Raw genomic sequence first — 25,672 nt, forward strand, 5'->3', positions numbered from 1 at the left:
AAAAAATAATAATGAGTTTAATTCAGGCTGCCTCCCCGAAAGCCAGTGCCACCGGGTCAATAGTAAAGCCCTGTTCTTTCAACTTTCAATATTATCTTTGATCCATAATCTATCAGTATGGAAAATCAGAAAGGCGGCTTTTTTAACGGGTTAAAAAAAATGATCTTTAAAGAGGAGGACGTACCGTTACCCACGCAACAGCCTGAACCAATTCCTGCTAAAGTGGCAAACCCGGTTGTGGTGGAGCCCCGGCCGGTTAAAACTTTTGATAGCAGCGCCGTTCCGGTTGAAGCGAGGGAAGATGCTGCAAAAAAGGCCTACCAGCTTATTGAATCTATTAATCAACCGGGTGTTGACTTTTTCGAGGTATGGAATGCGGTAGAAGAAAATGGAGGTGCACAGGCTGCATCATTGAAACAGGCATTTAATACTTTAAAATTTGCTGATAAAACCTTAACCAAAGAAAAGCTGTTGAGTAGTGGTAACTACTATAAAAATGAATTGCAGAAGGCATTGGATAACGATGTTCAAAAGAAGAATGGAGAAAGAGCCGCCATTACCAACAAAATAAAAGAGTCGAAAGAAGCCCTGACAGCGGAGGTTAATTCTTTAGAAGAGCAGGTGGTCAGATTGCAAAAGACCATTGTCGAAAAACAAGCTGAATTGTCGAACCTGCAGGCGCATTGGCAGCCCAAGCTGGAAGATATTGAGAAGAAGATACAAACCGGGAAACACGCCATAGAAGGAGTCATCAGTAAAATGCAAACGTTGCTGAGCCTGGCAGAAAAAGAACTGTAGCTTGCGGCCCGAGTTTTGGAAATTGTTTTGAACTAATTTTAAACTACATAGATGCATAGCAGTGGATTAGTAAAACACATAGCTATGTTCCGTCTTGGCGGAATCTATGTCCAAAGGACTCCCTTACGAGTGGTTCATTTAGAAAGTTGAAATAAGTCATTAAAACAACCGGTATGAAATCGCTTTTATGCTCTTATTTATTGACCGATATTAGACCTGTATTTACCGATTTGTACTTGTGGTAAACCCCGTTTAATCAGTAATTTTACTTAATAAAAAAAAGTTAATGACCACATCTAACAACCATTCGCTCACTAATACGATTCCTGCATCGTTAAAAAGTCAGCTCCCTATTTTCCAGGTAATAGGAGATAAGTTGCCTGCGGCAGTTAAAACGCCGGAAGCAAAGAAAACATTCAGTGCGCTGATCTTTTGGGTACTGATGATCGGGGGTGTTATTGCATTTGTTAAGTACCTGCCCCTTTTACTGGAATATGCTCAAAAAAGTGTATTGTTTGTATTGTTTGGTATTGTATTTATCGTGCTGCTGATGCTGGCGCCCAGGATCATAAGTGTGTTACACCGGTTAGGCACCGTATTGTTATTTAAAAGCGAAAAAGCGATTATACGCAATAATCCAATAGAGTCGCTGCAACTATTATCGCGCGAAGCAAAGGATACTTTAAAACGTGTTAAGGAAAAGATCGCCAATGTTGATGGTGTGCGTATTGATATGATACAAAGTGGCGTAACGGCACAAAATTCTGCGCAGGAAAAATATACCCTTGCCAAACGCTTTACTACTGAAGCAGGCAACCTGGAGACCAAAGGAAAAGAAGCGGAGCAGGCGCAGGACAGGGAGAAAGCCAATGCTTTAAACCGTGATGCCAAGGAAACCCGTACCAAGGCCTTTTTATTAGGAAAGGAAGGAGAGGCTGAAGAGCAGAATGCACGCAGCTACGCGCAATATGCAAACCAGTTTGCTAAGGTACTGGAAGTATTAAAGGATAATGAAAGCGCGGCGCGTATTTATGTGAGCACGCTGGATAGCAGTATTTCTATCATTAATAAAAAAATGGAGGCTACCAGTAAAATGAAGAATGCTACAGATGGTCTGGCCGAGGTATTCAATATTAAAGATGGCTGGGTTTTCCAGGAAGCAATGGGCGCTGCAACCAGCGCTATCAGCCAGAATATTGCTGCTATACGTTCGAACCTGGAGTTTCTTGATCAGAATAACTCTGTAACTGTGGGCGGTACGCCAAGCCAGGAAGAGCTGACTGCATTCATTCAAAAGGTAGATCAGAGAAACCTGACCAAGTTAAACGTGAATGAAGTAGGACAAAGCTATCATGAATTAACCAACGAGGAAAAAGTCGACAAAGGCTTTTCGCTGTTAGATTAATGAAAAGATTATTTCAATATATTAAAAATCTTATTTTTTACTAAACCCAATACAATCAAAATGTCAAACGGATCAACCTGGAGCAGGCTACGCTGGCCGGTAAAAGCGCTCATAGTAGGTATACCTCTTGTAGGTCTTATCTGGTATGGTAGTCAGAACGAAAAAATAAAAGAAAAATTAGCTGCTACCGATGAAGTGACCACAAGCGAAGTGGTAGCTGATGGTGGTAAAAAAGAAAGCTCTGAAAATAATACTGCCGGTAGCAGCGAGCACAGAACTTTTGCTTACCAGCCTGAAAAACCTGTAAATGGTGAGTTAAAAGGCGTTGTAGAAGTAGGAGCCTCGGGCTTTAACTCTTTTGTAGTTAAAATAGACAAAGAAAAAAGGTGGGAAGTGGTATCTAAAGAATTTGGAAATTCAATGGTATACGAAGGACTGGCTACTGCTGATGATATCCGCCTGGGCCTGAAAAAATACCTGGCGGGTATGTTCGACAAAGGTGTAGCCAATAAAAATATGCACTTCGTGATTTCTTCCGGAGCGCAAAAAGAGCCTAAAACGGAAGGCATCGTAAAGGAGCTTAAGAAAATGGGGTATGTGGTAAACCTGGTTACTGCTGAGCAGGAAGGTAAACTGGCATTAAAATGCGTACAGCCGGCATCTTATAAAGAAAATTCTTTTGTGACGGATATTGGTTCGGGAAATACCAAGATTTCCTGGTATGAGGGCTCCGGCCTGAAAGCGGTGGAAGCCGAAGGCGCCAAATACTATGAATTGGATAAAAGCGATGCCGCTGTTTATGATAATGTAAAGTCTAAAGCAAGCGCTATTCCACAAAAAAACAGGGATGTATGTTTTATTGTTGGTGGTGTGCCCTTTGAGCTGGCCGATCAGACCAAGCAGGACGGAGAGCGTTATACAGTATTAAAAGCGCCGGCTGACTACCAATCAGACAAAGCTAAAACAAAGGCCGGCATCAATATTTACAAGGCGCTTACAGATGCTACCGGTTGCGATACTTTTGTTTTTGATTGGGATGCTAACTTTACGATCGGATTTTTGCTGGGTCTTCCTTAAAAAAATTGTTGATTAGTTTTGTAGCATAAAAAGAAATTTCCCTATTTTTGCAACCCGATTGAGAAAATCGGAGCAGGATTGACCCATGGTGTAACGGTAGCACTACTGATTTTGGTTCAGTCAGTTAAGGTTCGAATCCTTATGGGTCAACAAGAGAGCAGGTTCTTAGGAACTTGCTTTTTTTGTTTGGTGAACTTTTGGTACAGGTTATTTTAAAAATGAATATTTTTGACGATGCTTAAAATCGGAATAGTTGGCGTTGGACATTTAGGTAAATTTCACCTGAATAACTGGTTGGAAATTAATGATGTAGAAGTTGTTGGCTTTGTGGATCCCAGTGATGAGATTGCTGCTGATGTGATTGCCAAATATGGTATCAAACGTTTTTTTGATACCGATGATTTCCTGAATCAATGCGATGCTATCGATATCGTAGCGCCAACCAACTACCACTATGAGTGGTGTGAAAAAGCTATTAAGCTGGGCAAGCATGTATTTGTGGAAAAGCCTTTTGCACACACTATGGATGAAGCCCGGCAATTAGTAAAACTGGCTAAAGAGTCAAATATTAAGTTACAGGTAGGCCATGTGGAGCGTTTTAACCCTGCATTCCTGGCTTTAAAAGGTTTCGACCTGAAGCCTATGTTTATAGAAGTGCATCGCCTGGCGCAGTTCAACCCGCGTGGTACGGAGGTTAGTGTTATACTGGACCTGATGATTCATGATATCGACATTATTCTAAGCCTGGTGAAAAGTGATGTAAAGAAGATTTCTGCCAGTGGGGTAGCGGTAATGACCGATACGCCTGATATTGCCAATGTGCGTATTGAGTTTGATAATGGCTGTGTAGCTAATCTTACATCTAGCCGTATCTCCATGAAAAAGATGCGGAAGATGCGCGTATTTCAAAAAGATGCCTATATAGGTATTGATTTCCTGGATAAGAAAACAGAGATTATTAAGCTCAAGGAAGAGCAGGATATCAACGTATTTGCTTTTGACATGGCTACTCCTAACGGTACCAAAACTATTGCGGTAGCCAACCCGCCTGTTCCGCAGATCAATGCGATTAAGCGCGAACTGGAAGAGTTTAAAGATGCGATTAACAACAATACGCAGACCGTTGTTTCGGAGATTGACGGCCTGAAAGCAATGGACGTGGCCCACCAGATACTGGCAAAGATCGGTAACACGAGCATTGCGGGTTAATACAGTAATTAAGATTTTTATGGTAAGTGAAGTAGACTGATTACTTAGCCCTGTCTGCCAGCACTTGTTCTGCAATAGCCAGGTCTACAGGATGCGTAATTTTGAGATTTTGTTTCTCACCTTCAACAAGTGTTACCATCATGCCAAATGCTTCTACCACGCTGGCTTCATCGGTAAACCAGTCCTTATAATCGATATTAAAAGCCGGAATTAAGATCTTGCTATGAAATACCTGGGGTGTTTGTACCAGAACAATTTTATCGCGGTCGATTGCTTCGTTCAGACCATCATCGTTGATGATACGCAGGCTGTCGCTGCTTTTAACAACGGGAATGGCGGTACCCATTTCCAGGGCAGTTTCATAACAACGATGAATCAGGCGGGTAGTTAACGCACAACGTACAGCATCGTGTACAAATATGATGGCTTCGTCTTCTACCAGGGCAAGCCCGTTCTTTACGGAGTCAAACCGGGTAGCGCCGCCAACAGCAATCCTGATCCGGTCATTTTCAAAATAAGCGTCTATGATCTCACGCCCCATGTCTACATAATCCTCGGCTAATACCAATACAATTTGCAGATCGTCATATGCCGATAGAAAAGTATTTAAAGTATGATACAGAACCGGCTTATTCTGTAACATTAAAAACTGTTTGGGTAGTTCGCTGCCCATTCTCTTGCCGGCACCTCCCGCCACTATAATCGCAACTTTGTTCATGTGCCAAAAATATCAATATTTGGTTGGAGAGATTTAAGATTTTTTAATTTTGTAGAGAGAAAGCAAACCTTCCACCTGTTTATATTTGCGTATGAACTATCAGCAAACCTTAGACTACATGTATGCCCGGCTACCTATGTTTAGCAAGATAGGCGGACAGGCTATAAAAAACGGGTTCACTAATATAATAGCACTTTGTGAAGTATTGGGCAACCCGCATCAAAAAGGAAGGTTCGTGCATGTTGCAGGTACCAACGGTAAAGGATCGGTAAGCCATATGCTGGCTTCGGTTTTGCAATCAGCAGGCTATAAAACGGGTTTATATACTTCTCCTCATTTAAAGGATTTCCGGGAGCGCATAAAAATTAATGGTGAGATGATCGCCGAACAGGAGGTGGTTGATTTTGTTGAACAAATGCAAACGCATATAAAAAGTATACAGCCCAGCTTTTTCGAATTGACGGTGGCCATGGCTTTTCATCATTTTACAAAGCATCAGGCAGATATTGCCATCATAGAAACAGGACTGGGAGGCCGGCTCGATAGCACTAATATTATTAAACCGGTTATTTCTGTTATTACCAATATTGGTTATGATCATCTGCAGATACTGGGTAATACCTTAGAAGAAATTGCTTTCGAAAAAGCGGGTATTATTAAGCCTGGTGTACCGGTTGTGATAGGGGAGAAGTCTGCTGAAACGGAGCCTGTATTTCGCAACAAGGCAACTATGGAAGCTGCTCCTATCTTTTTTGCCGGAGAACATTTACAGGTAGCCGATTGGAAGCAGGAAGATCATGATTTGGTAGTATACGTTGCTGAAAATAATAAAACCGACCATAAGAAGTATCACCTGGATCTTACAGGGCAATACCAGACCAAAAACCTTTTAACAGTATTGGAAAGTTGTCGCCAGTTGAAAGCAAATGGCATTGACCTGCCGGACGCTGCTATAGAACAGGGTTTGAAGCAGGTGAAAAAGTTGACCGGTTTGCATGGTCGCTGGGAAACCATACATCAGCATCCGCGTATTGTATTGGATGTGGCTCACAATGAAAGTGGCATGCGGGAAGTCTTAAATCAACTGGAGATGACTACTTATCATCGCCTGCATATTATATTGGGAATGGTAAAGGATAAAGATGTAGACGCCGTAATACAAATGCTTCCCGCAAATGCTTCGTATTATTTTACAAACGCCGATATTCCCAGGGCGTTAGCGGCAGTTGAGCTTAGTGAAAAGGCTTCCAGGAAGGGGTTGACCGGCCATGTTTTTAGTAATGTAAATGAAGCTATAACAGAAGCAAAGGCACATGCCCACCCCGATGATCTGATATTGGTTTGTGGAAGTGTATTTCTTGTAGGAGAGGTAGCACTGCATTAAAGTACTACTCACTTCTTAATGAGAATTGTTGCCTTGAAGCTTTTACGGCGGGAATCCAGGAAGCCAGGAAGGATACGATCAGAACAGTAGTGGCTACTAATACGAAATCAACGAATCGAAGCTCAACCGGAAAGTAGTCTATAAGGAAGGAGCCGCCTTCTAAAGGTACCAGGTGAAATTGTTGCTGCAATAATACCACTACCAACGCAATCAACATACCGATACCGCCGCCAATAGCGGCCAGTAAAAGCCCCTCGCTCAAAAATATTTTTAGGACAAGATTCTGATTAGCTCCCAGGGCATTTAGAACGCTGATGTCTTTCCGTTTTTCCAATACCAGCATAGTAAGTGCGCCCACCATATTAAAGGCAGCAACAACGAGTATAATGCAAAGCACTGCATAAAAAATCCATCGTTCCAGGTTCATGATGGCATAAAGACTCTGGTTTTGCTGGTAACGGTTTTGTATTTTGAACCCTTTACCGAAAATGCCGGATAATTGCTGTCCTACTTTATCTGCTTCATCGGGATTATTCACTGCAATCTCTACGCCACTGAATTCGTTAGGATTGAGTTTCATGGCATTTTGCAGGAACCGCAGATCAGTAATGGCGTATTTATTATCAAAGTCCTGTTGTATCATAAAAGAGCCTGCCGTATGAATAGTATCACTGCTGATATCCTCCATTTCATTCAGCTCCTCTGAATTGTTTTTACGGGGAACATAGATCGTTAAGGGAAGCACATCACTACCTGCCCTGATACCTAAAGTGCCTTCGATTCCGACACCTAACACCAGGAGTGGTTTCTCTGTTGTTCCAATCCCGAATTTACCCGAGTAAATATGCCTGTTGACTGTTGTGGTTGTTTCGTAATTATAATCTACTCCTTTCAGGTGAACGATCGCCTGGTTATCGCCATTCTGCAGTATCGCTTTCTCTTCCACTACTAACGCAAAACTCCTGATACCCGTTACCTTTCTGAGTTGTTGCAATTGCTCTGCAGATAAAGTTATTGTTTTTCCCGATTCCGGGCTGATCTTAAGGTCGGTATAAAAAGAGGCGTACAAAGACTTAACAAGCCCCTCAAAGCCGTTGAAAACGCTAAGCACCAATATAAGCGCAGCTGTACCTACTACCATTGCTACAATACAGATCCACGAAATGATATTGATGGCATTGGTGGATTTTTTTGCTTTAAAATAGCGCCACGCAAAAAGGGAATACAATGAATTATGGATTTATAATTTAGGGTAGATAGTTCTTATTAATTGTCACTCATCACTCATTATTGATTATTAGTTACTCACCATTGGCTTTCCGTTCTTCTTCAATTTTTTTGAAAAGCTCTTCCATTTTAAATACATGGTCTAAGGTATCATCGGTAAAAAATTTCAATACCGGCATACTGCGCAACTGATGCCTTACTGCAGCGGTTAATTCTTTTTTTATTTCATGATGGCGTTCTTCCACTTTCTTTAAAGCAGCATCTTTATCATTCACCTGGAAAAAACTCAGGTAAAATCTTGCTTCCAGCAGATCGGGTGTGATTTTTACGGCCGAGATGGATACCATTCCCCCACCTATCATATTTAATCCCAACTTCTGAAAGATGGTATTCATTTCTTCATTTAATAAACCTGCTACCTGCTTTTGTCGCTTACTCTCCTGCATAATCATTCGTTTTATTGGTGTAAAAGTAGCTACTTTGTTGGTTTTTGAAAGCAATTCGTGATTTGTTGCAAGGTTTTAACGTATATGAGCAGACACGCGCAGGAGCTATGCGGCCCCGAATCTGCCTGTCATACAGCATTCGCTTTGATCAGCGCCCCAATCTTACTACCGGTTTTTACCAGATTGGCCCTGGTATTCGTAATTGCCTTTGCCAGACCTGTTGTAGCCGGATTTATATTGATCAGATGGTCAAAATAGGCAAGCAGTTTTTTATTGTCCGGATCTAACCGGCCACCCACGCCAATCACTTTGAGGCCGGCACTTTTCGCTCTTTGTGCTACACCCAAAGGGGCTTTGCCTTCCAGTGTCTGTGCATCCAGCGATCCTTCACCTGTAATAACAATGTCGGCATACTGCAACTGGTCATTAAATTGTATGATATCCAGGAAGAAATCAGTTCCATTTACCATTTTGGCATTACACAACGCTGCCATGGAAGCGGCTATTCCTCCGGCTGCCCCGCTATGAAGCAACGAACTTATTTTAATGCCCCATGCCTGATCAATAATTCTATCCAGCCGTTTCAGAGATTTTTCGAGTGTGCTGATGTTTGCTGGTGTTGCGCCTTTTTGTGGACCAAATACTTTTGCGGCTCCATTAGGCCCCAATAATTTATTTTTTACGTCGCATAATATGATCAATTCTGTTTGTTGAAGCCTGGCGTCCATTCCCGATAGGACAATATCCTGAAGCTGGCCCAGGTTTAGCGGCAGTCTTTTTATTTTGATGCCTTCCCGGTTTAAAAATTGAATACCCAAGGCATTTAAGCTTCCCGTTCCTCCATCTACAGTAGCGCTGCCCCCAATGGCCAGCAAAATTCTTTTCACTTTTCTATCCAATGCTTTTTTGATGAGTATACCGGTGCCGTAAGTATTGGCCTGTAGGGGATCATATTCTATAGGTTGCAATAATTTTAATCCTGAGGCATCCGAAAGTTCTATAATGGCTGTATGATCGCTGGTATAATAGACCGGGGCAGTGATAGGCCTTCCCAGTGGGTCGACCGTTTTATAAACCCGTTTTTGGGCATTTAGATGCAATGCCAGGATTTTTCCTGTGCCGTCGCCGCCATCGCCTACAGGGCAGCAGTTTATAGTGGCGTCAATTCCAGATTGTTTCAGGCCTTCTGCTAATGCTGCAGCCACCTCGTTCGCGGGGAGACTGTTCTTAAAGGTGTTTGGCGCTAACAGGATATTTATTGAGTTCTTATTAGAAGGCATCTTTTATTTGGTAAACCCATGCGTATTGGTGACTTAACTCTCCGGGAGAAAGAACCGGGGCCATTATGGTTACATTATTTCCCCGGTGTTTATAAGTTACTTTTCCTTTAAAGCCCAGTAACGCAACGGACGAGGCTTTAGCAGCCGGAACGCTTAGCTGTTGCTTCCAGCTGGTCAATAGTACATACAGGTCCTTCCCTTTACGGGTGTAGAAAACCGTTTTATCTTTTTGCGTAGGCGCTTCCCTCCATGTGGTGGTACCATAAATAGCGTCGCCATTGATTTGCAGCCAATCACCCATGTCTTTCAGCCGTTGTTGCATGATCACCGGGATGGTGCCGTCTGCAGCGGGCCCGATGTTCAATAACAGGTTGCCTCCGCGTGATACAACGTCAATGAGCATGTGTACCAGTTGCCGGCTGGTTTGATATTGCCCGATGTTTTCGTTGCGGTTGTATCCAAATGATTCGCCAATGCCCCGGCATTCCTCCCATGGCCTTTCCAGGCTGGCTTTGCCACTACCGTATTCTGTGGTGGTAAATCCACCGTGGTTCCGGCCGCCACCCCAGCGGTCATTAGTCACTACAGTGTTCTTCACAGGCGATTCATTATATAGCCAGCTCAGAAACTCACGGCTTCGCCAAACAGTATCGCTGTGATCCCATTCGCCGTCCGGCCATATGATATCCGGTTGGTATCGGTTAACCAGGTCTTTGAGCTGGGGAAGCATATGTTGATCCACATATTTGTTTACATCCTGCTTGTATAAAGGATTATACCATTCGTATAATGAATAATAGAAGCCCATATGCAGGCCGGTTTTCTTAACCGCTTCGCTTAAGTCGCCCGCCAGGTCGCGATGAGGACCGGCGTCATAAGCGTTCCAGTTCCAGGATTCACGGCTGGGCCAAAGGGCAAAGCCTTCATGGTGTTTGCTGGTTAATACAACGTATTTGGCACCCGCAGCCTTAAAAAGCCAGGCCCACTGTGCAGGATCAAATAATTCTGCTTTAAACTGGGTAACGAAGTCCTGGTATTTAAAATTCGGCCCATAGTTTTTGTTATGGAAATCAACAAACTCCCTGTGTATTTTAAGTTTGGTGTTATTGAGCCGCTCCCAGTACCATTCAGCGTAGTTACTGCCAAAACCATCGGCATTGGAGTTGGTGGCCCATGCCGGAACGCTATACAGTCCCCAATGTATAAATATGCCGAACTTGGCATCTGTAAACCATTTAGGTATCGGCCTGGATTCCAGCGAGCTCCAGGTAGGCTGATAAGTTTGGGCGGTTAAGCCCTGACAGCAAAAAGCCAGGGCCAGCAACGTTATAATTTTTCGCATGAACTAAGTTTAAAACAATTTCAGGCCTGTTGATCAGGCAATATTCCAAACCTACATAAAAAAGTAACCTATTCTTACGGTATGATGATTTTTTAATAAGTACTATGCGGATCTTAAATTTTTTATAAGCTGTTACAAATAGCCGCCGGTTTACGTCTTATAGAAGGGTCATTTGCATCTATGATCTTTTAAATCGAAAACAAAATGAAAAAGATTCTCTTTTATCTTTCATTACTGCCGTTGATGTACAGTTCTGAAAGGATTAGTATTGATCATATTCTTTGATCGTCAGTAGTTTGTATTTTGCCTTGTATATAAAAAAACGATTTTGGATGTAGTTTTTAGCTCCGCGTGGCTTATTTTTGTATAAGCCCCTCTTGCCCTCATATTGTTTCATTACCTTCGGTTACGGGGTTATTGCCATATTTAAATTAGTATCGCATGCAACAACGTAGCTGCCCGGGTGCTTATTATGCGCTATTTCTTCTCTCTTTTATCAGTTTGGTAGTTGGCGTCACCAATGTTGTTTACTTTTTAGGTGGAAAAGTTTTAGCTATGCTATGGCCATTGAGCCTGGTATTAGCAATGATGTTGATGTGGTGGATCAGCAGGCAGCAATGGGCGCCTAAATTGAATTTGGTAAGGACTGTTACTTATGGGTTGGTGACCATACTAGTATCACTGCTTTGGGGCGCATTTTATTTTGATCTTTCCTGGGACGGACAATGGTATCACCAGGCGGCCGTATATGCTTTGGCAGAAGGGTGGAATCCCGTTACAGAGCCACTTAAAACCTTCAATGAACACAATGATTTATCTATTCAGCATTTTCCCAAACTGGTCTGGTATTATAGTGCAGCCGTGACAGCCACTTTCGGAAAAATAGAATGGGGCAAAAGCATACAGGTTATTGTATTCTCTACCGCTGCCGTATCCCTTTGGGATATTTTCCGCGATCTGTGTTTCAGCCGGCGCAGGGCTGTAATAGCGGTCATACTGGTTGTAATGTGCCCTGTTGTATGGAGCGAGATAACTACTTACCTGGTAGACGGAATGTTGTACTTATTTCTGTTGGTCTTTTCAGGGAGTGCATTGGCATGGATCAGAACCCGCAGGAAAGTTTATTTATGGCTGATCGTTTTATCGGCAGTTTGGGCGATTAATATGAAGTTCACGGGAATGGTTTTTATAGGCGTCAGTGCTTTCTTTATTTCTATTTACCTGCTGCTACAGAAGCGATGGCTTTTTACCCGTTTTGCCGCCCTAACCATAGGGGCAGTAATGTTGGCCCTGCTTTTTTTTGGCTTCAATCCTTATGTTACCAATATGGCACAGCGAGGCCATCCTTTGTATCCTATAATGGGAACGAAGGCTTATCCAGGTGTATACGAGCAAACGGGAAAGGATAGTAATGAAGAGCTGGAAACACCAAAGAATCTTGCAGGCAAGCCAGGATGGTATTCTTTTTTGTACACCAGTTTCAGCCGCCCTGGTAACGCGCCTTATAATGATGTAAAAGATGCCGAATTACTTTTCCCGTTTTCTTTGTCGTTGAAAGACTGGAAGGCATACGAGTTTCACGAAACCAGGACCGCAGGTTTCGGCCCTTTTTATGGTGTAATGCTGCTCCTTTCCATAGCGGCTACATTTTTATTATTTACCACATCGACCAAAAACATTCGCCTGCCTTTCTTATTAGCTGTTGGGTCTATAATAGTTAGCTTGCTGCTGAGCAGGCATTTCTGGTGGCCGCGATTTTTACCTCAGCTTTGGTTGCTGCCTGTTATTCCCGTATTATTTTTATTGTTAAAGGCCCGAACCCCGGGGCACCGGCTTTTTGCCCTGGGCTGCACGGTTCTTATAATCATCAACGGGTTGATAGTACTTGCAGTACACATGAATTGGGAAACCAGGTCGTCGATTCAATTAAGACGGCAATTAAACCGGCTGGCCGCCTCCGGGCAATCAATAGAAGTGTTTTATGGAGCCTTTCAGTATTCGGTAGAACGAAAGCTGGAGAATTTTAATATTCGCTATAAACCTGTAAAAAAGAAAACGCTAAAGAACACACAGCATGATACATTGGTGAGCGTAGTGCAAAAATATCCCAATGCTGTTTTGTATAGGGTAATACCGGAATAACCCGACTTTTGGGGTGGTATCCGGTCAGATTACAGGGATGATCAGATGTTTTGATGTTTCAACTTGTAAGTTTTTAGACTTAATCCTAACTTTGCGCCGTGATGAGCACGGATGTGTTGCAGAATTTTTACGTTGATGATACCCGCTGTTTACAAATAGCGGAGGGGTTTTCTGTGTCCCGGCCTTCCGAAACAGCACTTACAGGACTTTTTGGTAGTTCTGCTCCCTTTGTATTTGCGGCCGCTGCCGGACATGCTCCGGAATTTAACCATGTGATTGTTTTAAATGAATCGGAGGACGCTGCTTATTTTCATAATACGCTGGAAAACATAACGGGAGCGCTGGACATTTTTTATTTTCCTTCTTCCTTTAAAACAAGGAAGAATTACCGGCAGCTGAATGCCTCGCATGTGATGCTGAGAACCGAGGCACTAACCAAACTGGCTTCCGGCGCCAATGCACAGCCCGTAAGGAAGAAGATCCTGGTGACTTACCCCGAGGCGTTATTTGAAAAGGTTGTAATCTCCAAAACATTATCGGAGAATATCATTCATATAAAAGCTGCTGATACCATTGATATTGGTCAGTTATTATTAAAGCTGGATCAATACGGTTTTGTACGTAGCGATTTTGTATACGAACCCGGACAATACGCTTTGCGTGGAGGTATTTTCGATATTTACTCTTTTGGTAACGAAAAACCTTATCGTTTCGAGTTGTTTGGTAACGAAGTGGATTCAATCCGTATAATAGATCCCGAAACCCAGTTAAGTGAGCGTAAGCTCTTATCTGTATCGATTATCCCTAACGTTGATACCCAGTTTGGTTCAGAAGAGAGAGTGTCTCTTTTCGATTTCCTGCCCGCCAATACGGCGATTTGGCTACAGGATCAGGAATTGTGTGTAGAACGGTTAAAGGATCATGAAGAGGAATTACAATACTTTTTAGAGATGTATCCTGCAGGGCAGTTAGCAGCCAACAGCGATGATGAAAAGCTTCTGAAAAGAGATATCACTCCCGATGATTTTATAACAGCTAACAGCCTGGCAGACTCACTCACAGAACGGTCCGTTTTGCATTTCGGTGGCAATAGCTATGCATCTAAACGGGAATTTGAATTTAATACAAAATCGCAACCTGCTTTTAACAGGCAGTTCGACCTGTTGATCAAGGACCTGAAGGACAAAGAAAGAAAGCAGTATAATGTTTATATTTTTTCGGAGAACCCCAAGCAGCTGCAAAGGCTGCAAACCATTTTTGATGACCTGAAAGCTGAGCTGGTTTTTAACCCGGTATCGGTTTCTATTCACCAGGGGTTTATTGATGATGATCTGAAAGTAGTTTGCTATACCGATCACGAAATCTTCCAACGTTATCATAAATACAGGGTTAAACAGGCTTATAATAAGAGTAAAGCCATTACCTTACGAACGCTACGTGAGTTGCAGCCTGGTGATTATGTAACGCATATCGATCATGGGGTGGGCGTATATAGTGGCTTGCAAAAGATGGACGTCAATGGTAAGCTGCAGGAGGCAGTGCGGTTGATTTACAAGGATAAGGATGTCTTGTATGTTAACATCAACTCTCTTCATAAAATAGCCAAGTATACAGGCAAAGATGGTAGCGTGCCCAAGGTGAATAAACTGGGCAGTGATGTATGGAACCGTTTGAAGGAAAAGACCAAGGCCAAGGTTAAGGAAATAGCATTCGACCTGATTAAGCTATACGCTAAACGCAAGGCCCAGCAAGGCTTTGCGCATACGCCTGATAATTATTTGCAGAACGAGCTGGAAGCGTCGTTTATATATGAAGATACTCCCGATCAAAGTAAGGCAACGGCTGATGTGAAGAAAGATATGGAGTCTGCTTCGCCTATGGATCGACTGGTTTGTGGAGATGTGGGTTTTGGTAAAACGGAAATAGCCATCCGTGCTGCCTTTAAAACCTGTGTAGATGGTAAACAGGCAGCAGTACTGGTGCCTACTACTATCCTTGCCTTTCAGCATTATAAAACTTTTAGCGAGCGTTTAAAAGACTTCCCGGTAACGGTAGACTTTATCAACCGCTTTAAAAGTGCGAAAGAGAAAAAAGAAACGCTTGAGAAATTAAAGGCGGGTAAAATTGATATACTTATTGGTACCCATGGTATTATAGGGAAAGAAGTAAAGTTTAAAGACCTCGGAGTACTGATCGTGGATGAAGAGCAGAAGTTTGGTGTAGCGCATAAAGAAAAGATCAAGACCATCCGTACCACGGTTGATTGTTTAACATTGACAGCAACTCCCATACCTCGTACGCTGCAATTTTCGCTGATGGGTGCAAGGGATCTGAGCATTATCAATACACCTCCGCCCAATCGCCAGCCGATACAAACCGAAGTACAGGTATATAACGAAGATTTTGTACGGGACGCCGTGTATTTTGAAACAGAGCGTGGCGGGCAGGTATTTTTCATACATAACCGTGTAGCGGGATTAGCAGAGATGGCGGCTCTTATCCAGGGGTTGTGTCCGGATCTTTCAGTAGGATATGCACATGGACAGATGGAAGGCCATCAGCTGGAAGAAAAGATACTGGACTTTATTGATCGTAAATATGATGTATTGGTGTGTACCAATATCGTGGAAAGCGGTGTAGATATACCCAACGTCAATACAATCATTGTTAATAATGCGCATCATTTTGGCTTAAGCGATCTGCATCAGTTACGCGGGCGGGTAGGTCGTAGCAATAAAAAAGCATTTTGCTATCTGCTGGCCCCGCCTATGAGTACTCTGCCAAGCGACTCACGTAAACGCCTGCAAACACTGGAGCAGCATAGTGAACTGGGTAGCGGATTCCAGATAGCGATGCGTGACCTGGATATACGTGGCGCCGGGAACCTATTGGGTGGGGAGCAAAGTGGTTTTATGGCCGAGATCGGTTTTGAAATGTACCAGAAGATTCTTGATGAATCGATCCGCGAATTAAAGCGTACAGAGTTTAAAGACCTGTTTAAGGAAGAGATCAGCAAGCAGGATGATTTTGTACATGACTGTACCATTGATACTGATCTTGAGATTCTGATACCAGATGAATATGTAGAGAATATTACCGAACGCCTTTCGTTATACCAGCGCCTGGATAATTGTGAAAATGACCAGGAGCTGGAGGAAATGCATAATGAGCTGGCAGATCGATTCGGAGCAGTACCTCCGCAGGTAGATGATTTGTTTGAAACGGTAAAATGCCGCAAATTGGCAATAGAATTGGGCTTTGAGAAAATGAGCCTGAAAAGTGAAACGCTTCGTTGTCATTTTATTAACCGTCCCGACTCTCCTTATTTTGAATCTGACATCTTCCGGAAAATTATTGAGTACCTCCAGATAAAAACCAACAAAGCCAGGCTCAAACAAACCGGCAAGTTATTCTTATTGATAGCTGATCCTATTCCCTCCATGAAAGAGCTGCATGAGTTTTTAAAAGATATGCATTCTTTTGTTGTTACCTCTTCCTAAAAGCCATGTGAGTATTGAGGTCAGGCGCCCGTTAGTCATGAGCCGCACAGACAAGTAACTTAGAGCCATATGCCCAAATAGTTTTAATAAACCTTCCGGAGCTTTGTGGAAACAAATTCATTCAATATGGAAAAAGTATGGTTTATTACAGGAAGCTCCAGGGGACTGGGCAGGAGTATAACGGAAGCTGTTTTAAAAAGTGGCGATAAAGTAGTAGCCACTGCGAGAAACAAACAGGATCTGCTGGTATTAGCGGATCAATATCCCAATCAGGCATTGACCTTATCTTTAGATGTAACCGATAAAGCGCAGATACGATCGTCTGTAAACAAAGCGATAGCGCACTTTGGTAGAATTGATGTATTGGTAAATAATGCCGGGTTTGGGATTACCGGTGCAACGGAGGCATTCACAGACGAGCAGGTGAGCAGTCAGCTGGATGTAAACCTGGTAGCGCCTATTCAAATTACGCGTGTTGTATTACCCTATATGAGGCAACAACGGTCGGGACGGGTATTGCAAATAAGCTCAATTGGTGGCAGGGTAGGTAACGCCGGATTGAGCCTGTACCAGGCGGCTAAATTCGGACTTGCCGGCTTTTCGGAGTCGTTAAGTAAAGAAGTAGCTCACCTGGGTATACAGGTAACATCGGTGGAGCCGGGTGGCTTTAGAACAGATTGGGCAGGCGCATCCATGTCATTTGCCCCGCATGTAGAAGGCTATGAGGCAACAGTGGATGCTTCCAGGGATTTCTTAAGCTCAGGTAAATTTGTTCCCTTAGGCGATCCTGCAAAGGCAGCGAAAGTCATTATTGACCTCGCAAATCATCCAAGTCCACCTGTGCACCTGGTGTTAGGTAGTGAGGCCGCAGCCATTTTGCAAAAAGCAGATGCATTAAGGAAAGCCGAAATGGAGCAGTGGTTGCCGGTTTCTTTGTCGACGGATCATGATGATTCGGCAAAGTTTTATGAAACTGCAGCCGGGAAGGATTACCTGGCGCTTAAAGGTATTGAGGTTTAAACATGGCGTTACATAGCCATTGTTCAGCCTTGTATTTTTAGAAGGGTTTAATAACTATCTTGGCTAATATTTATAATGAAAGAAGAAGATCATCAGGTACGCCCCGGCATCTTTTACTCCTGCTATCACCAAATCAGCAGGGATGGCGAACACTTTGTGCCGGAGCATACTTTGAGTTTTGTTACAGCGGGCTCGTTAATACTGAATGATGGCGCCAGGGAGTATCCATCGCAACAGGGGCGTTTGAGATTTATAAGAAGGAACCAGTTGCTGAAATTTATTAAGCACCCACCGGCCAATGCCAGTTTTCAATCAATTAGTATCTATCTCAGCCAGGATGTGTTAAAAGAATTTAGCCTGGTATATGGTATACAGGCCGGCAGCAAAATGCCGCAACCAGGTATTATCGACCTGGGGAAAAATAAATCAACGGATACTTATATGAATTCGGTGATTCAATACCAGGAAGCAGGTTACCTGGACAACCCCTCCCTGGTAAAAGTGAAAATTCATGAAGCCATTTTGCTGCTGCTGCAATTACATCCTGAGTTAAAGGAATTGTTGTTTGAATTTACCGATCCGCATAAAATAAACCTCGAAGCATTTATGAACCGTAGTTACCAGTTTAACGTGAAGCTGGAGCGATTTGCTTATTTAACCGGCAGGAGCCTGGCCACATTTAAGAGAGATTTTGGAAAAATTTTTAATACACCGCCAAGGCAATGGTTGCAAAAAAGGCGGCTGCAACGCGCACACTATCTGATTGCTGAAGAGGGTAAAACAGCTTCTGATATATACCTGGATCTGGGTTTTGAAGACCTTGCACATTTTTCGCATGCTTTTAAGAAAGAGTATGGATATTCCCCCAAAAAGGCGGCAGGTAATTAGGGGCAGCAGGCAGCGTTATCTGCCGCCTGTTGCTTTTTATCGGTAGGCAGCAAAAATGATTAGATTTACTTTCGAATTCAAAAGTATGGCAGCGAAATTTTATGGTGCCCGGTTTCTTCCTGTTTTTGCTCCTTCAGAAGACGGAAGGACTACTGTATTAAAAGTGCAAAAGCTGAACCATCATGAAAAATTGGAAGAAGCTCATGTGGCTGCAATATTCGAAAAGATTAAATTGGATCAGGGAAAGAATGAGGAAGCTGTTCGCGAACATAGTTACCGGAATTTTCTAAACAAAAAACCTCCGCTACAATAATAACGGAGGTTTTAAATATCTAATAAGTTAACTACTAGAAGTATTTTGTCTTGCCTGGCGTGGCTATAGGGTAATTGCCATCGGCATCAGGTACAATAGGTGGTGTAGCGCTAAAGCTGTACTCCTGGGGCATTAAACTAATGCCGCTGTTCAATGCTTTTTCAAAATCGATCACCTGCCCGCTGTAAGTAGCCATACGGCCGATAATGCCCGTCAACGTACTTTTAGCTCCATGCTCTGCATCGGCAAATTTATATTCGCCTTTAGCAATAGCTGCAAACAGTTCGTCATGCTCGGCCTGGTAGGGGTTGTTTTCGCCTTTTTTATCAAATGCAAACAGGGTGTTGCCCTTATTATCTTTAATAACAGCGGCATCTCCATAAATTTTTCCTTTAGTGCCAATGATCAGTTCATCCACTTTACTCATAGTTCTGGGTATGTGGCGGCACTGGCTGTTCATAATGCTGCCATCAGCATAATGAAATTCTACAAAGTGGTGGTCATAGATCTCCCCATACTTTTTATCGGTGCGTACCTGGCGGCCTCCTAGACCCTGGGCTTTTACCGGGTATCCCCCTTTAAACCAGTTTATCACATCAATATTGTGTACATGCTGCTCTACGATGTGGTCGCCGCACAACCAGTTAAAATAATACCAGTTACGCATCTGGTATTCCATTTCGGTTTGGCCAGGCTGCCTTTCTTTCACCCACACGCCATCATTGTTCCACCAGGCCTGTGCAGAAGTGATATCCCCAATAAGATCTTTCCTCTTATACAATTCACGGTAGGAGTTTTGATATCTTCTTTGCAGGCCTACTACCACATTCAGCTTTTTTTGCTTAGCGATCTCCGCAATATCCAACACTTTTTTAATTCCCGCAGGATCGGTAGCCACCGGCTTTTCCATGAAAACATGTTTATTCTGCTTTACGGCCGCCTCAAAATGAATAGGTCGAAATCCCGGAGTACTGGTGAGAATCACTACATCAGCCAAAGGAATCGCTTTTTCGTACGCATCAAAACCAACAAATTTTCTTTCTTCCGGAACATCCACCCGGCTTTTATCGATACCCGATTCGGCAAGGTTACCGGTAATTGATTTATAGCAGCTGTCAAGGCGGTCTTTGAAGGCATCGGCCATCGCTACCAGCTGTACATTTTGCTTAGTGCTTAAAGCCTGTATCGCCGCACCGGTGCCACGCCCGCCGCAACCGATAAGCGCCACTTTTATGGTGCCGGCGGAACCTGAAAAGAAATTGGCATTACTTAAAAATGGTGCAGCCATCAATCCTCCGGTAACGAGGGATGTTTGCTGTACAAATTTTCTGCGCGTTGTTTTATTGTCCATTGTTGGTTGTTTTGATATTTGTATTTAAGGTAATTGGTATGTTTAAACCGTAGGAGGGGGCTCTTGATTTATATTCTCATTACTTATTATTGATCACTCATAAACTCAAATAAGTCTCAAAGAATTTTTCAGCTTCTTCCTTCGTTGGCTGCTTCACAGGCCGTACCAGTCTGAATCCCACAAAAGGTGCGTCGGCATTCCACCACTTACTTTTAGGTATCTGCGGGTCGCGACGGTTCCATACCAGGTCAGATGGCTCACGGTTAGCGCTCGTAAGAGAACTGGCGGGGTCGTTATAATCACCCCCTCGTACTACCAAAGGATGCTTACTGGTAGGCGTATGAACCGGATCTGTTGCATTTTTCCCCGATTTAGCATAGGCATCTGCACTATACTGATCCAGCACCCATTCCTGCACATTGCCCAGCATATCGTAGAGTCCCCATGCATTAGGTTTTTTCAGTCCGGTTTTTTGATACCGGTCGCCGCTATTAGCCGCATACCAGGCATAGTCTTTTAGCTGACTGCTATCGTTACCAAAAGGGTAAATGGTCGTAGAGCCGGCACGGCAGGCATATTCCCATTCTGCTTCCGTTGGCAGCCGGTAAAAAATGCCTGTTTTTTCGTACAGCCATTTACAATACATGATAGCGCCATGCTGCTTCATACTGTTAGCAGGAAAACCACCTTCTTTTCCCATGCCCAATGTCATTTCAATATACGGGCGTGATGGTCGCGTGATAGCATCTACATCGCTATTTTCTGCGTAAGTTTCATCGTTAAGATAAAGTGCAAATTCGTCATGGGTAACTTCCTTAGCGCCCATCCAGAAAGCGCTCAGGGTTACATCGTGTTCCGGTTGTTCATCGGCCTGCTTAGAGGCGTTACTACCCATTTTGAAACTACCGGCTTTAATGGGTATCATTTCAAATTTCACCGGGCTACCGGGAATAGCTTGTTTATATTTTTCGAACGATGGATTTTGAGCATTAAGGGAAGCTGCTACGGCAGTGCAAACAGCAATCAATACAATTTTCTGCATGGCCTAAAGATATAGAAATTCAATGAAAGCTATTTTGCGCAAACGGTTGTTTAGGCTGATTAGTGAAGTTTTACTATTTTTCACAAAAAAAAATAACGATGCAAAGAAGGTCCTTTCTAAAAAACACACTACTTACCACAGGTTCTTTTGCAGCAGCTACGGCTGCCTTTAGCCAGACTACAACCAATATTTCAAAAGGGCAACCCTTTCATTTGGATTACGCACCTCATGACGGAATGTTTGCTGCCAGCGGAGGAAGAGATTTTATTGACCAGATCAAATATATGCACGACCTGGGTTTCAGGTCTATTGAGGATAATGGAATGACGGGGCGACCGACCGAGCAACAAACAAAAATTGGCGAAACACTGGCTAAGCTGGGTATGCGTATGGGGGTCTTCGTGGTACCGAAGGGAGGCAATGGTGCTAATACCCTGGCAGCTAAAAAGAAGGAGCATGTAGATATTTTCCTGGATGGTTGCCGTAAATCGGTCGAAGTGGCCAAACGCTGTAATGCCAAATGGGTGACGGTGGTGCCCGGCGATTTTGAAAAAAATCTACCATTGTCTATACAAACTGCCAATGTGATTGAAGCTTTACGCCGCGGCGCCGAAATATTTGAGCCGCATGGTATTGTGATGGTGTTGGAGCCTTTGAGCGATACACCGGATCTTTTTCTGAGATATTCTACCCAAACCTATGAAATATGCAAGGCTGTAGATAGTCCCAGTTGTAAAATATTATACGATGCGTACCACCTGCAAAAAAATGAAGGCAACCTGATTAAAAACCTGGAGCTCTGCTGGGATGAAATTCCTTACATACAGGTGGGGGATAATCCGGGGCGTAAAGAGCCTACCACCGGTGAGGTTAACTATAAAAATGTATTTAAGTTCCTGTACGAAAAAGGCTACAGGGGTGTGGTAGGGATGGAGCACGGGATGTCTAAATCCGGCAAAGAGGGAGAAGACAGATTGGTGCAGGCCTACAGGGAAGTGGATAGTTTTGTATAGTGGAAAGTTGATGAAAAGTTGACTGGTTAACTGGTTGAATAGTTGACAAGGAAGGCCTTTGTGAGCCTATTCAATTGGTTAATCGGATTCTTCATTATTTCAATTGCTTCTAATCTGATTACTATTTATAGTGATAAAAGTTGTCGTCAGTATCAACAAATCAACCAGTCAACCACCCTATTTCACCTCCCCCATCCATTTTTTTACTAATGGCGATAATAGTAATATCAAAGCGCCGGCTATGGCAGAAGCTATGGCGATCTCTTTTAAGATAGTAGCATAATAAGGGAGAGAGGCTACGGCGTTGTTTTGTACGGCTTCCGGTACGCTCATCATTTTACCGATCTTACCTGCCAGGAACTCACCTCCGGCGCTGGCAAAAAACCAGATTCCCATCATTACAGCTACCATTCTTACGGGTGATAATTTGGTAACCATAGACAGACCAATAGGAGACAGGCAGAGCTCGCCCGCAATGATAAACATGTAGCCCATAGCAAAAGCAAACAAGCTGATCAGCCCGCTTTCTGCATTCAGGCAGGCCAGGTAGAAAACTAAAAATCCTATTGCCATCAAAACAAAGGCAAATCCGAATTTTACCGGCGTAGCAGGCTCCATTTTTCGCTTGGCTAACCAGGTCCATAGCCATGCAAAGAAAAAGCTCATTATAACAACCCAGCCCGGAGGAAGGAAATTGTTTACTGACAATGCAGGTAGTTCGGTACCCATCACGTGCATATCTACATTGCGCATGGCAAACAGGTTAAGCGACCCGGCATTTTGCTCGTAAAAGGCCCAGAAAAGAATGGAGAATACGATCATAAACAATGCCGCAATCAACTTGTTTCGCGCCGCAGCTTCCATACGAAATGCTTCCCATAGTACATAGGTAATAGCAACAGCGCCCAGTACCGCCATAAAATAATCCATGATCTCATGGCGGTTAAAAAGTGCTACCACTACCGGAATGATCAATAATGACGCAACATAAATAAGCTGTTCATTGGTAATACCTGCAGTTCTTTTTTTAAGAGCTGTTAGGTTGGGGGGAAGGCCCCGGTGACCTAAAGACTTTTGACCTATCGCAAAAACAATGAGTCCTAAAACCATAAAAATACCTGCGAGTCCAAAGCCATAGTGCCAGTTGATTCTCTGGCCTACGTAGCCGCATAATAAACCTCCCAGGGCTGCACCAATGTTAATGCCCATATAGAAAAGGGAGAAGCCACTATCGCGCCGGGGATCATTTTCTTCATATAAAGTACCTACGAGACTCGAAATATTGGGTTTGAAAAAACCATTACCACAAATGATGAAAGCCATGCCGTAGAAAAAGCTCCATTCCTGGGGGAGGGCCAGTACCAGGTGCCCGATGGTCATTAAAATACCTCCGTATATCACTGCTCTCCGGTATCCCAAAAAGCGATCTGCCAGCATACCGCCCAGCATGGGCATGGTATAAACCAGCGCCGAGTAAGCGCCTAATATTCCGTAAGACTTAGGTTCATCAAATTTTAATTCGGTAACCATGTAGGCGATAAGGAGCGCTTTCATTCCATAAAAAGAAAAACGTTCCCACATTTCTGCAAAAAACAGTAGATATAGTTGGCGGGGCTGTTTGCCAATTGTTCGTTCAGTCATATAGTTCAATTAAAAAAGTCCCAAAACTTGTTTAGGACTTTGCTCAATAAAATTAAAATAAATTATCTGATACCATGCATAAGTTTTCTGATTACCGGAGTAAGCAGGATTATGAAAACACCCAGCGCCATAGGGATGAGTGTGAATATTAGAAAGAAGGTCTGCATGTCGTATTTAGCTGTAATCTTATCAATTTCGCCACCAATGCTTCCTGCCAGTTTGTTACCGATAGCAATAGCCAGGTACCAAATGCCGAACATCATACCTATCATTCTGCCGGGCACCAGTTTACTTACATAAGATAATCCTACAGGGGATATAAAAAGTTCTCCCAATGTATGAAACAAATAAGCCAGAACTAACCAGATTAAGCTAACCTGCGCAACCTTTGCACCCTGCGGGATGGAGGATGCCCCGATAGCCAAAGCTGCAAACCCAATACCCAGCAATATCATGCCGATACCATTTTTTACAGTAGCCGGGGGATTCAATTTACTTTCCCATATTTTGGATACTAAAGGAGCGAGGCTAATGATGAAAAGCGAATTCAGAATACCAAACCAGGTAGCAGGTATCTCTGATTTTTCTTCTGCATACTGCTGACTAAGCATATATATAACCAATCCCCAGATGAGCAGAAAGCCAAAGGCCAATACAAGATTGCCTACACTGTATTTTTTGAAAGTTTGTCCAAATAATTTTGCTAAAACAAATGATATGATCAGCATGGGAATAATGGTGATTAATGTGTTGACCACATTAAAAATCACTTTCCCCGTTCCCTCCAGAATTCTGTCTGTGTAGTCTTTTGCAAAGATGGTCATTGATCCGCCGGCTTGTTCAAACGACGCCCAAAAAAATACTGTGATAAAGGCAAGCACAACAATGGCGATCATACGGTCCCGTAATACGGGCGCGTATTGCGTAATCCTTTTTACAAGAATAAAAAGAAATAGTGCCAAGGCTATCAGAATAACAAAATTGCTGCCATCAAGGCTACCTACGGCAAAATTGAAAAGATTGAAGGAGGTGATTTTAGAAACGGGGTCATTAATTACCCAAACCAATCCGATAACGGATACAATACTGATAATGATCAGATCGAAAGTAGAAAAAGGGTTTTTTGGGGAATGGTCAATATTTTCCACAGTTGTTTTGCCTTCTAAAACCGCTCCTTCGGTGCTTTCTGCCACCTCGTTTAACTGTTCGTTTGTTTTGGGTTTAAGCCCAATTTTACCAAAAATTCCCTGGGTGAAATAAAACTGTAACATACCCACGAGCATGAAAATACCGGCCAATCCGAAGCCCCAGCTCCAGCCAACTTTTTCTCCCAGGTAACCGCATAAAAGCATTCCCAGGAAAGCGCCGGAATTCACACCCATATAAAAGATAGTATAAGCGCCGTCTTTTTTTTCGGGGTGCAATTTGTACATTTCAGAAAGAATGGACGTCATATTAGGTTTGAAAAACCCATTTCCGAGCACTAACAATATAAGACCCAGATATAAGAAAAAAGGGTTGACTTCTATAGCCATAGATGCGTGCCCCAGTGTCATCAACGTTGCTCCAACTACTACAGCCCATCGATAGCCTAAAATGCGATCAGCAAAATATCCGCCTAAAATGGGAGTGAGGTAAGCCATCGCTGTGTAAGATCCGTATAAGGCGAGGGCATGCTCTCTTGGCCAACCCCAGCCTGGGTTATCTCCGATTAAAGAAGACGTTAGAAAAAGAACCAGCAGCGCTCTCATACCATAGTAGGAGAAGCGTTCCCACATTTCTGTAAAAAATAAAACAAATAATCCCGAAGGGTGGCCCAATACGCGGCTTTTAAAAAAGTCATTTTCGGTTGCTGACATACGAATTGAATTTTATA

The 25,672-nt window shown here is 43.2% G+C and carries 20 protein-coding genes and 1 tRNA gene; 12 read left to right on the plus strand and 9 right to left on the minus strand.

The genetic code is table 11. The features are described 5' to 3' along the window. The first annotated feature begins 117 nt into the window (after positions 1 to 117). The 5 genes from U0035_RS16590 (at position 118) to U0035_RS16610 (ending at position 4,489) form a co-directional block, all read left to right on the plus strand. Complete coding sequence (locus U0035_RS16590) at positions 118 to 798, plus strand: hypothetical protein (protein WP_114792317.1); 681 nt, start codon at positions 118 to 120, stop codon at positions 796 to 798. A 286-nt stretch (positions 799 to 1,084) separates the two neighbouring features. Beyond that, the gene (locus U0035_RS16595) at positions 1,085 to 2,203 is read left to right on the plus strand and encodes a hypothetical protein (RefSeq protein ID WP_114792318.1); all 1,119 of its coding nucleotides are present in this window, start codon (positions 1,085 to 1,087) and stop codon (positions 2,201 to 2,203) included. A 60-nt stretch (positions 2,204 to 2,263) separates the two neighbouring features. Beyond that, on the plus strand, positions 2,264 to 3,280 hold the full coding sequence (locus tag U0035_RS16600) for a hypothetical protein (protein WP_114792319.1): 1,017 nt from the start codon (positions 2,264 to 2,266) through the stop codon (positions 3,278 to 3,280). 79 nt (positions 3,281 to 3,359) lie between these two features. After that, a tRNA-Gln gene (locus tag U0035_RS16605) sits at positions 3,360 to 3,430 on the plus strand. 84 nt (positions 3,431 to 3,514) lie between these two features. Then, positions 3,515 to 4,489: a Gfo/Idh/MocA family protein gene (locus tag U0035_RS16610; RefSeq protein ID WP_114792320.1), complete on the plus strand. Its 975-nt coding sequence runs from the start codon at positions 3,515 to 3,517 to the stop codon at positions 4,487 to 4,489. Between the two features lie 40 nt (positions 4,490 to 4,529). Here the strand turns inward: U0035_RS16610 and U0035_RS16615 are convergent, their stop codons facing one another. Further along, positions 4,530 to 5,207 carry a 2-C-methyl-D-erythritol 4-phosphate cytidylyltransferase gene (locus U0035_RS16615; RefSeq protein WP_114792321.1) on the minus strand — a complete coding sequence of 226 codons (678 nt, stop codon included), beginning with the start codon at positions 5,205 to 5,207 and terminating at the stop codon, positions 4,530 to 4,532. Between the two features lie 91 nt (positions 5,208 to 5,298). Between U0035_RS16615 and U0035_RS16620 the strand changes: the two genes are divergently transcribed. Then, positions 5,299 to 6,591, plus strand: coding sequence for a bifunctional folylpolyglutamate synthase/dihydrofolate synthase (locus tag U0035_RS16620; protein ID WP_114792322.1), 1,293 nt, complete (start codon positions 5,299 to 5,301; stop codon positions 6,589 to 6,591). A 4-nt stretch (positions 6,592 to 6,595) separates the two neighbouring features. Here the strand turns inward: U0035_RS16620 and U0035_RS16625 are convergent, their stop codons facing one another. From U0035_RS16625 to U0035_RS16640, 4 genes are all read right to left on the minus strand, one after another. Next, complete coding sequence (locus U0035_RS16625) at positions 6,596 to 7,819, minus strand: FtsX-like permease family protein (RefSeq protein WP_114792323.1); 1,224 nt, start codon at positions 7,817 to 7,819, stop codon at positions 6,596 to 6,598. Positions 7,820 to 7,892: 73 nt separating this feature from the next. Further along, positions 7,893 to 8,264: a 30S ribosome-binding factor RbfA gene (rbfA, locus tag U0035_RS16630; protein ID WP_114792324.1), complete on the minus strand. Its 372-nt coding sequence runs from the start codon at positions 8,262 to 8,264 to the stop codon at positions 7,893 to 7,895. A gap of 128 nt (positions 8,265 to 8,392) precedes the next feature. Beyond that, positions 8,393 to 9,544, minus strand: coding sequence for a glycerate kinase (locus U0035_RS16635; protein WP_245957798.1), 1,152 nt, complete (start codon positions 9,542 to 9,544; stop codon positions 8,393 to 8,395). Next, complete coding sequence (locus U0035_RS16640) at positions 9,534 to 10,886, minus strand: alpha-L-fucosidase (RefSeq protein ID WP_114792325.1); 1,353 nt, start codon at positions 10,884 to 10,886, stop codon at positions 9,534 to 9,536. The genes U0035_RS16635 and U0035_RS16640 overlap by 11 nt, the downstream gene beginning before the upstream one ends. 441 nt (positions 10,887 to 11,327) lie before the next feature. On the opposite strand from U0035_RS16640, the gene U0035_RS16645 reads away from it, so the two are divergent. The 5 genes from U0035_RS16645 to U0035_RS16665 all read left to right on the plus strand — a co-directional run bounded on the left by U0035_RS16645 (position 11,328) and on the right by U0035_RS16665 (position 18,749). Beyond that, a complete protein-coding gene (locus U0035_RS16645; RefSeq protein WP_114792326.1) occupies positions 11,328 to 13,028 on the plus strand; it encodes a glycosyltransferase family 39 protein in 1,701 nt (566 codons plus the stop codon). A 101-nt stretch (positions 13,029 to 13,129) separates the two neighbouring features. Next, positions 13,130 to 16,528, plus strand: a complete 3,399-nt coding sequence (gene mfd, locus U0035_RS16650) for a transcription-repair coupling factor (protein ID WP_114792327.1) — start codon at positions 13,130 to 13,132, stop codon at positions 16,526 to 16,528. A gap of 126 nt (positions 16,529 to 16,654) precedes the next feature. Next, on the plus strand, positions 16,655 to 17,548 hold the full coding sequence (locus U0035_RS16655; RefSeq protein WP_114792328.1) for an oxidoreductase: 894 nt from the start codon (positions 16,655 to 16,657) through the stop codon (positions 17,546 to 17,548). Positions 17,549 to 17,623: 75 nt separating this feature from the next. Then, positions 17,624 to 18,436, plus strand: a complete 813-nt coding sequence (locus U0035_RS16660) for a helix-turn-helix domain-containing protein (RefSeq protein ID WP_114792329.1) — start codon at positions 17,624 to 17,626, stop codon at positions 18,434 to 18,436. 85 nt (positions 18,437 to 18,521) lie between these two features. Next, positions 18,522 to 18,749, plus strand: coding sequence for a hypothetical protein (locus U0035_RS16665; RefSeq protein WP_162817965.1), 228 nt, complete (start codon positions 18,522 to 18,524; stop codon positions 18,747 to 18,749). Positions 18,750 to 18,783: 34 nt separating this feature from the next. Here U0035_RS16665 and U0035_RS16670 read toward each other — a convergent pair whose 3' ends face one another. Both U0035_RS16670 and U0035_RS16675 read right to left on the minus strand, forming a co-directional pair. Continuing rightward, positions 18,784 to 20,100, minus strand: a complete 1,317-nt coding sequence (locus tag U0035_RS16670; RefSeq protein WP_114792331.1) for a Gfo/Idh/MocA family protein — start codon at positions 20,098 to 20,100, stop codon at positions 18,784 to 18,786. Positions 20,101 to 20,197: 97 nt separating this feature from the next. Then, positions 20,198 to 21,142, minus strand: coding sequence for a formylglycine-generating enzyme family protein (locus U0035_RS16675; protein ID WP_114792332.1), 945 nt, complete (start codon positions 21,140 to 21,142; stop codon positions 20,198 to 20,200). A 98-nt stretch (positions 21,143 to 21,240) separates the two neighbouring features. On the opposite strand from U0035_RS16675, the gene U0035_RS16680 reads away from it, so the two are divergent. After that, positions 21,241 to 22,155, plus strand: coding sequence for a hydroxypyruvate isomerase family protein (locus U0035_RS16680; RefSeq protein ID WP_114792333.1), 915 nt, complete (start codon positions 21,241 to 21,243; stop codon positions 22,153 to 22,155). A 177-nt stretch (positions 22,156 to 22,332) separates the two neighbouring features. Here U0035_RS16680 and U0035_RS16685 read toward each other — a convergent pair whose 3' ends face one another. After that, positions 22,333 to 23,796, minus strand: coding sequence for a peptide MFS transporter (locus U0035_RS16685; RefSeq protein WP_114792334.1), 1,464 nt, complete (start codon positions 23,794 to 23,796; stop codon positions 22,333 to 22,335). 62 nt (positions 23,797 to 23,858) lie between these two features. Next, positions 23,859 to 25,655 (minus strand): peptide MFS transporter, encoded by a 1,797-nt coding sequence (locus tag U0035_RS16690; protein ID WP_114792335.1) that lies wholly within the window; start codon positions 25,653 to 25,655, stop codon positions 23,859 to 23,861. Positions 25,656 to 25,672: the final 17 nt, after the last annotated feature.

The sequence above is a fragment of the Niabella yanshanensis genome (assembly GCF_034424215.1).
In the GTDB taxonomy this organism is placed as follows: Bacteria; Bacteroidota; Bacteroidia; order Chitinophagales; family Chitinophagaceae; genus Niabella; species Niabella yanshanensis.

What these genes read in the sequence shown, in the direction of transcription:
- U0035_RS16655 (WP_114792328.1), top strand. Translation starts at nt 16,655, where the DNA reads ATGGAAAAAGTATGGTTTATTACAGGAAGCTCCAGGGGACTGGGCAGG.
- U0035_RS16645 (WP_114792326.1), top strand. Translation starts at nt 11,328, where the DNA reads ATGCAACAACGTAGCTGCCCGGGTGCTTATTATGCGCTATTTCTTCTC.
- U0035_RS16690 (WP_114792335.1), bottom strand. Translation starts at nt 25,655, where the DNA reads ATGTCAGCAACCGAAAATGACTTTTTTAAAAGCCGCGTATTGGGCCAC.
- U0035_RS16675 (WP_114792332.1), bottom strand. Translation starts at nt 21,142, where the DNA reads ATGCAGAAAATTGTATTGATTGCTGTTTGCACTGCCGTAGCAGCTTCC.
- U0035_RS16680 (WP_114792333.1), top strand. Translation starts at nt 21,241, where the DNA reads ATGCAAAGAAGGTCCTTTCTAAAAAACACACTACTTACCACAGGTTCT.
- U0035_RS16665 (WP_162817965.1), top strand. Translation starts at nt 18,522, where the DNA reads ATGGCAGCGAAATTTTATGGTGCCCGGTTTCTTCCTGTTTTTGCTCCT.
- rbfA (WP_114792324.1), bottom strand. Translation starts at nt 8,264, where the DNA reads ATGCAGGAGAGTAAGCGACAAAAGCAGGTAGCAGGTTTATTAAATGAA.
- U0035_RS16640 (WP_114792325.1), bottom strand. Translation starts at nt 10,886, where the DNA reads ATGCGAAAAATTATAACGTTGCTGGCCCTGGCTTTTTGCTGTCAGGGC.
- mfd (WP_114792327.1), top strand. Translation starts at nt 13,130, where the DNA reads ATGAGCACGGATGTGTTGCAGAATTTTTACGTTGATGATACCCGCTGT.
- U0035_RS16610 (WP_114792320.1), top strand. Translation starts at nt 3,515, where the DNA reads ATGCTTAAAATCGGAATAGTTGGCGTTGGACATTTAGGTAAATTTCAC.
- U0035_RS16600 (WP_114792319.1), top strand. Translation starts at nt 2,264, where the DNA reads ATGTCAAACGGATCAACCTGGAGCAGGCTACGCTGGCCGGTAAAAGCG.
- U0035_RS16590 (WP_114792317.1), top strand. Translation starts at nt 118, where the DNA reads ATGGAAAATCAGAAAGGCGGCTTTTTTAACGGGTTAAAAAAAATGATC.
- U0035_RS16635 (WP_245957798.1), bottom strand. Translation starts at nt 9,544, where the DNA reads ATGCCTTCTAATAAGAACTCAATAAATATCCTGTTAGCGCCAAACACC.
- U0035_RS16595 (WP_114792318.1), top strand. Translation starts at nt 1,085, where the DNA reads ATGACCACATCTAACAACCATTCGCTCACTAATACGATTCCTGCATCG.
- U0035_RS16670 (WP_114792331.1), bottom strand. Translation starts at nt 20,100, where the DNA reads ATGGACAATAAAACAACGCGCAGAAAATTTGTACAGCAAACATCCCTC.
- U0035_RS16615 (WP_114792321.1), bottom strand. Translation starts at nt 5,207, where the DNA reads ATGAACAAAGTTGCGATTATAGTGGCGGGAGGTGCCGGCAAGAGAATG.
- U0035_RS16660 (WP_114792329.1), top strand. Translation starts at nt 17,624, where the DNA reads ATGAAAGAAGAAGATCATCAGGTACGCCCCGGCATCTTTTACTCCTGC.
- U0035_RS16620 (WP_114792322.1), top strand. Translation starts at nt 5,299, where the DNA reads ATGAACTATCAGCAAACCTTAGACTACATGTATGCCCGGCTACCTATG.
- U0035_RS16685 (WP_114792334.1), bottom strand. Translation starts at nt 23,796, where the DNA reads ATGACTGAACGAACAATTGGCAAACAGCCCCGCCAACTATATCTACTG.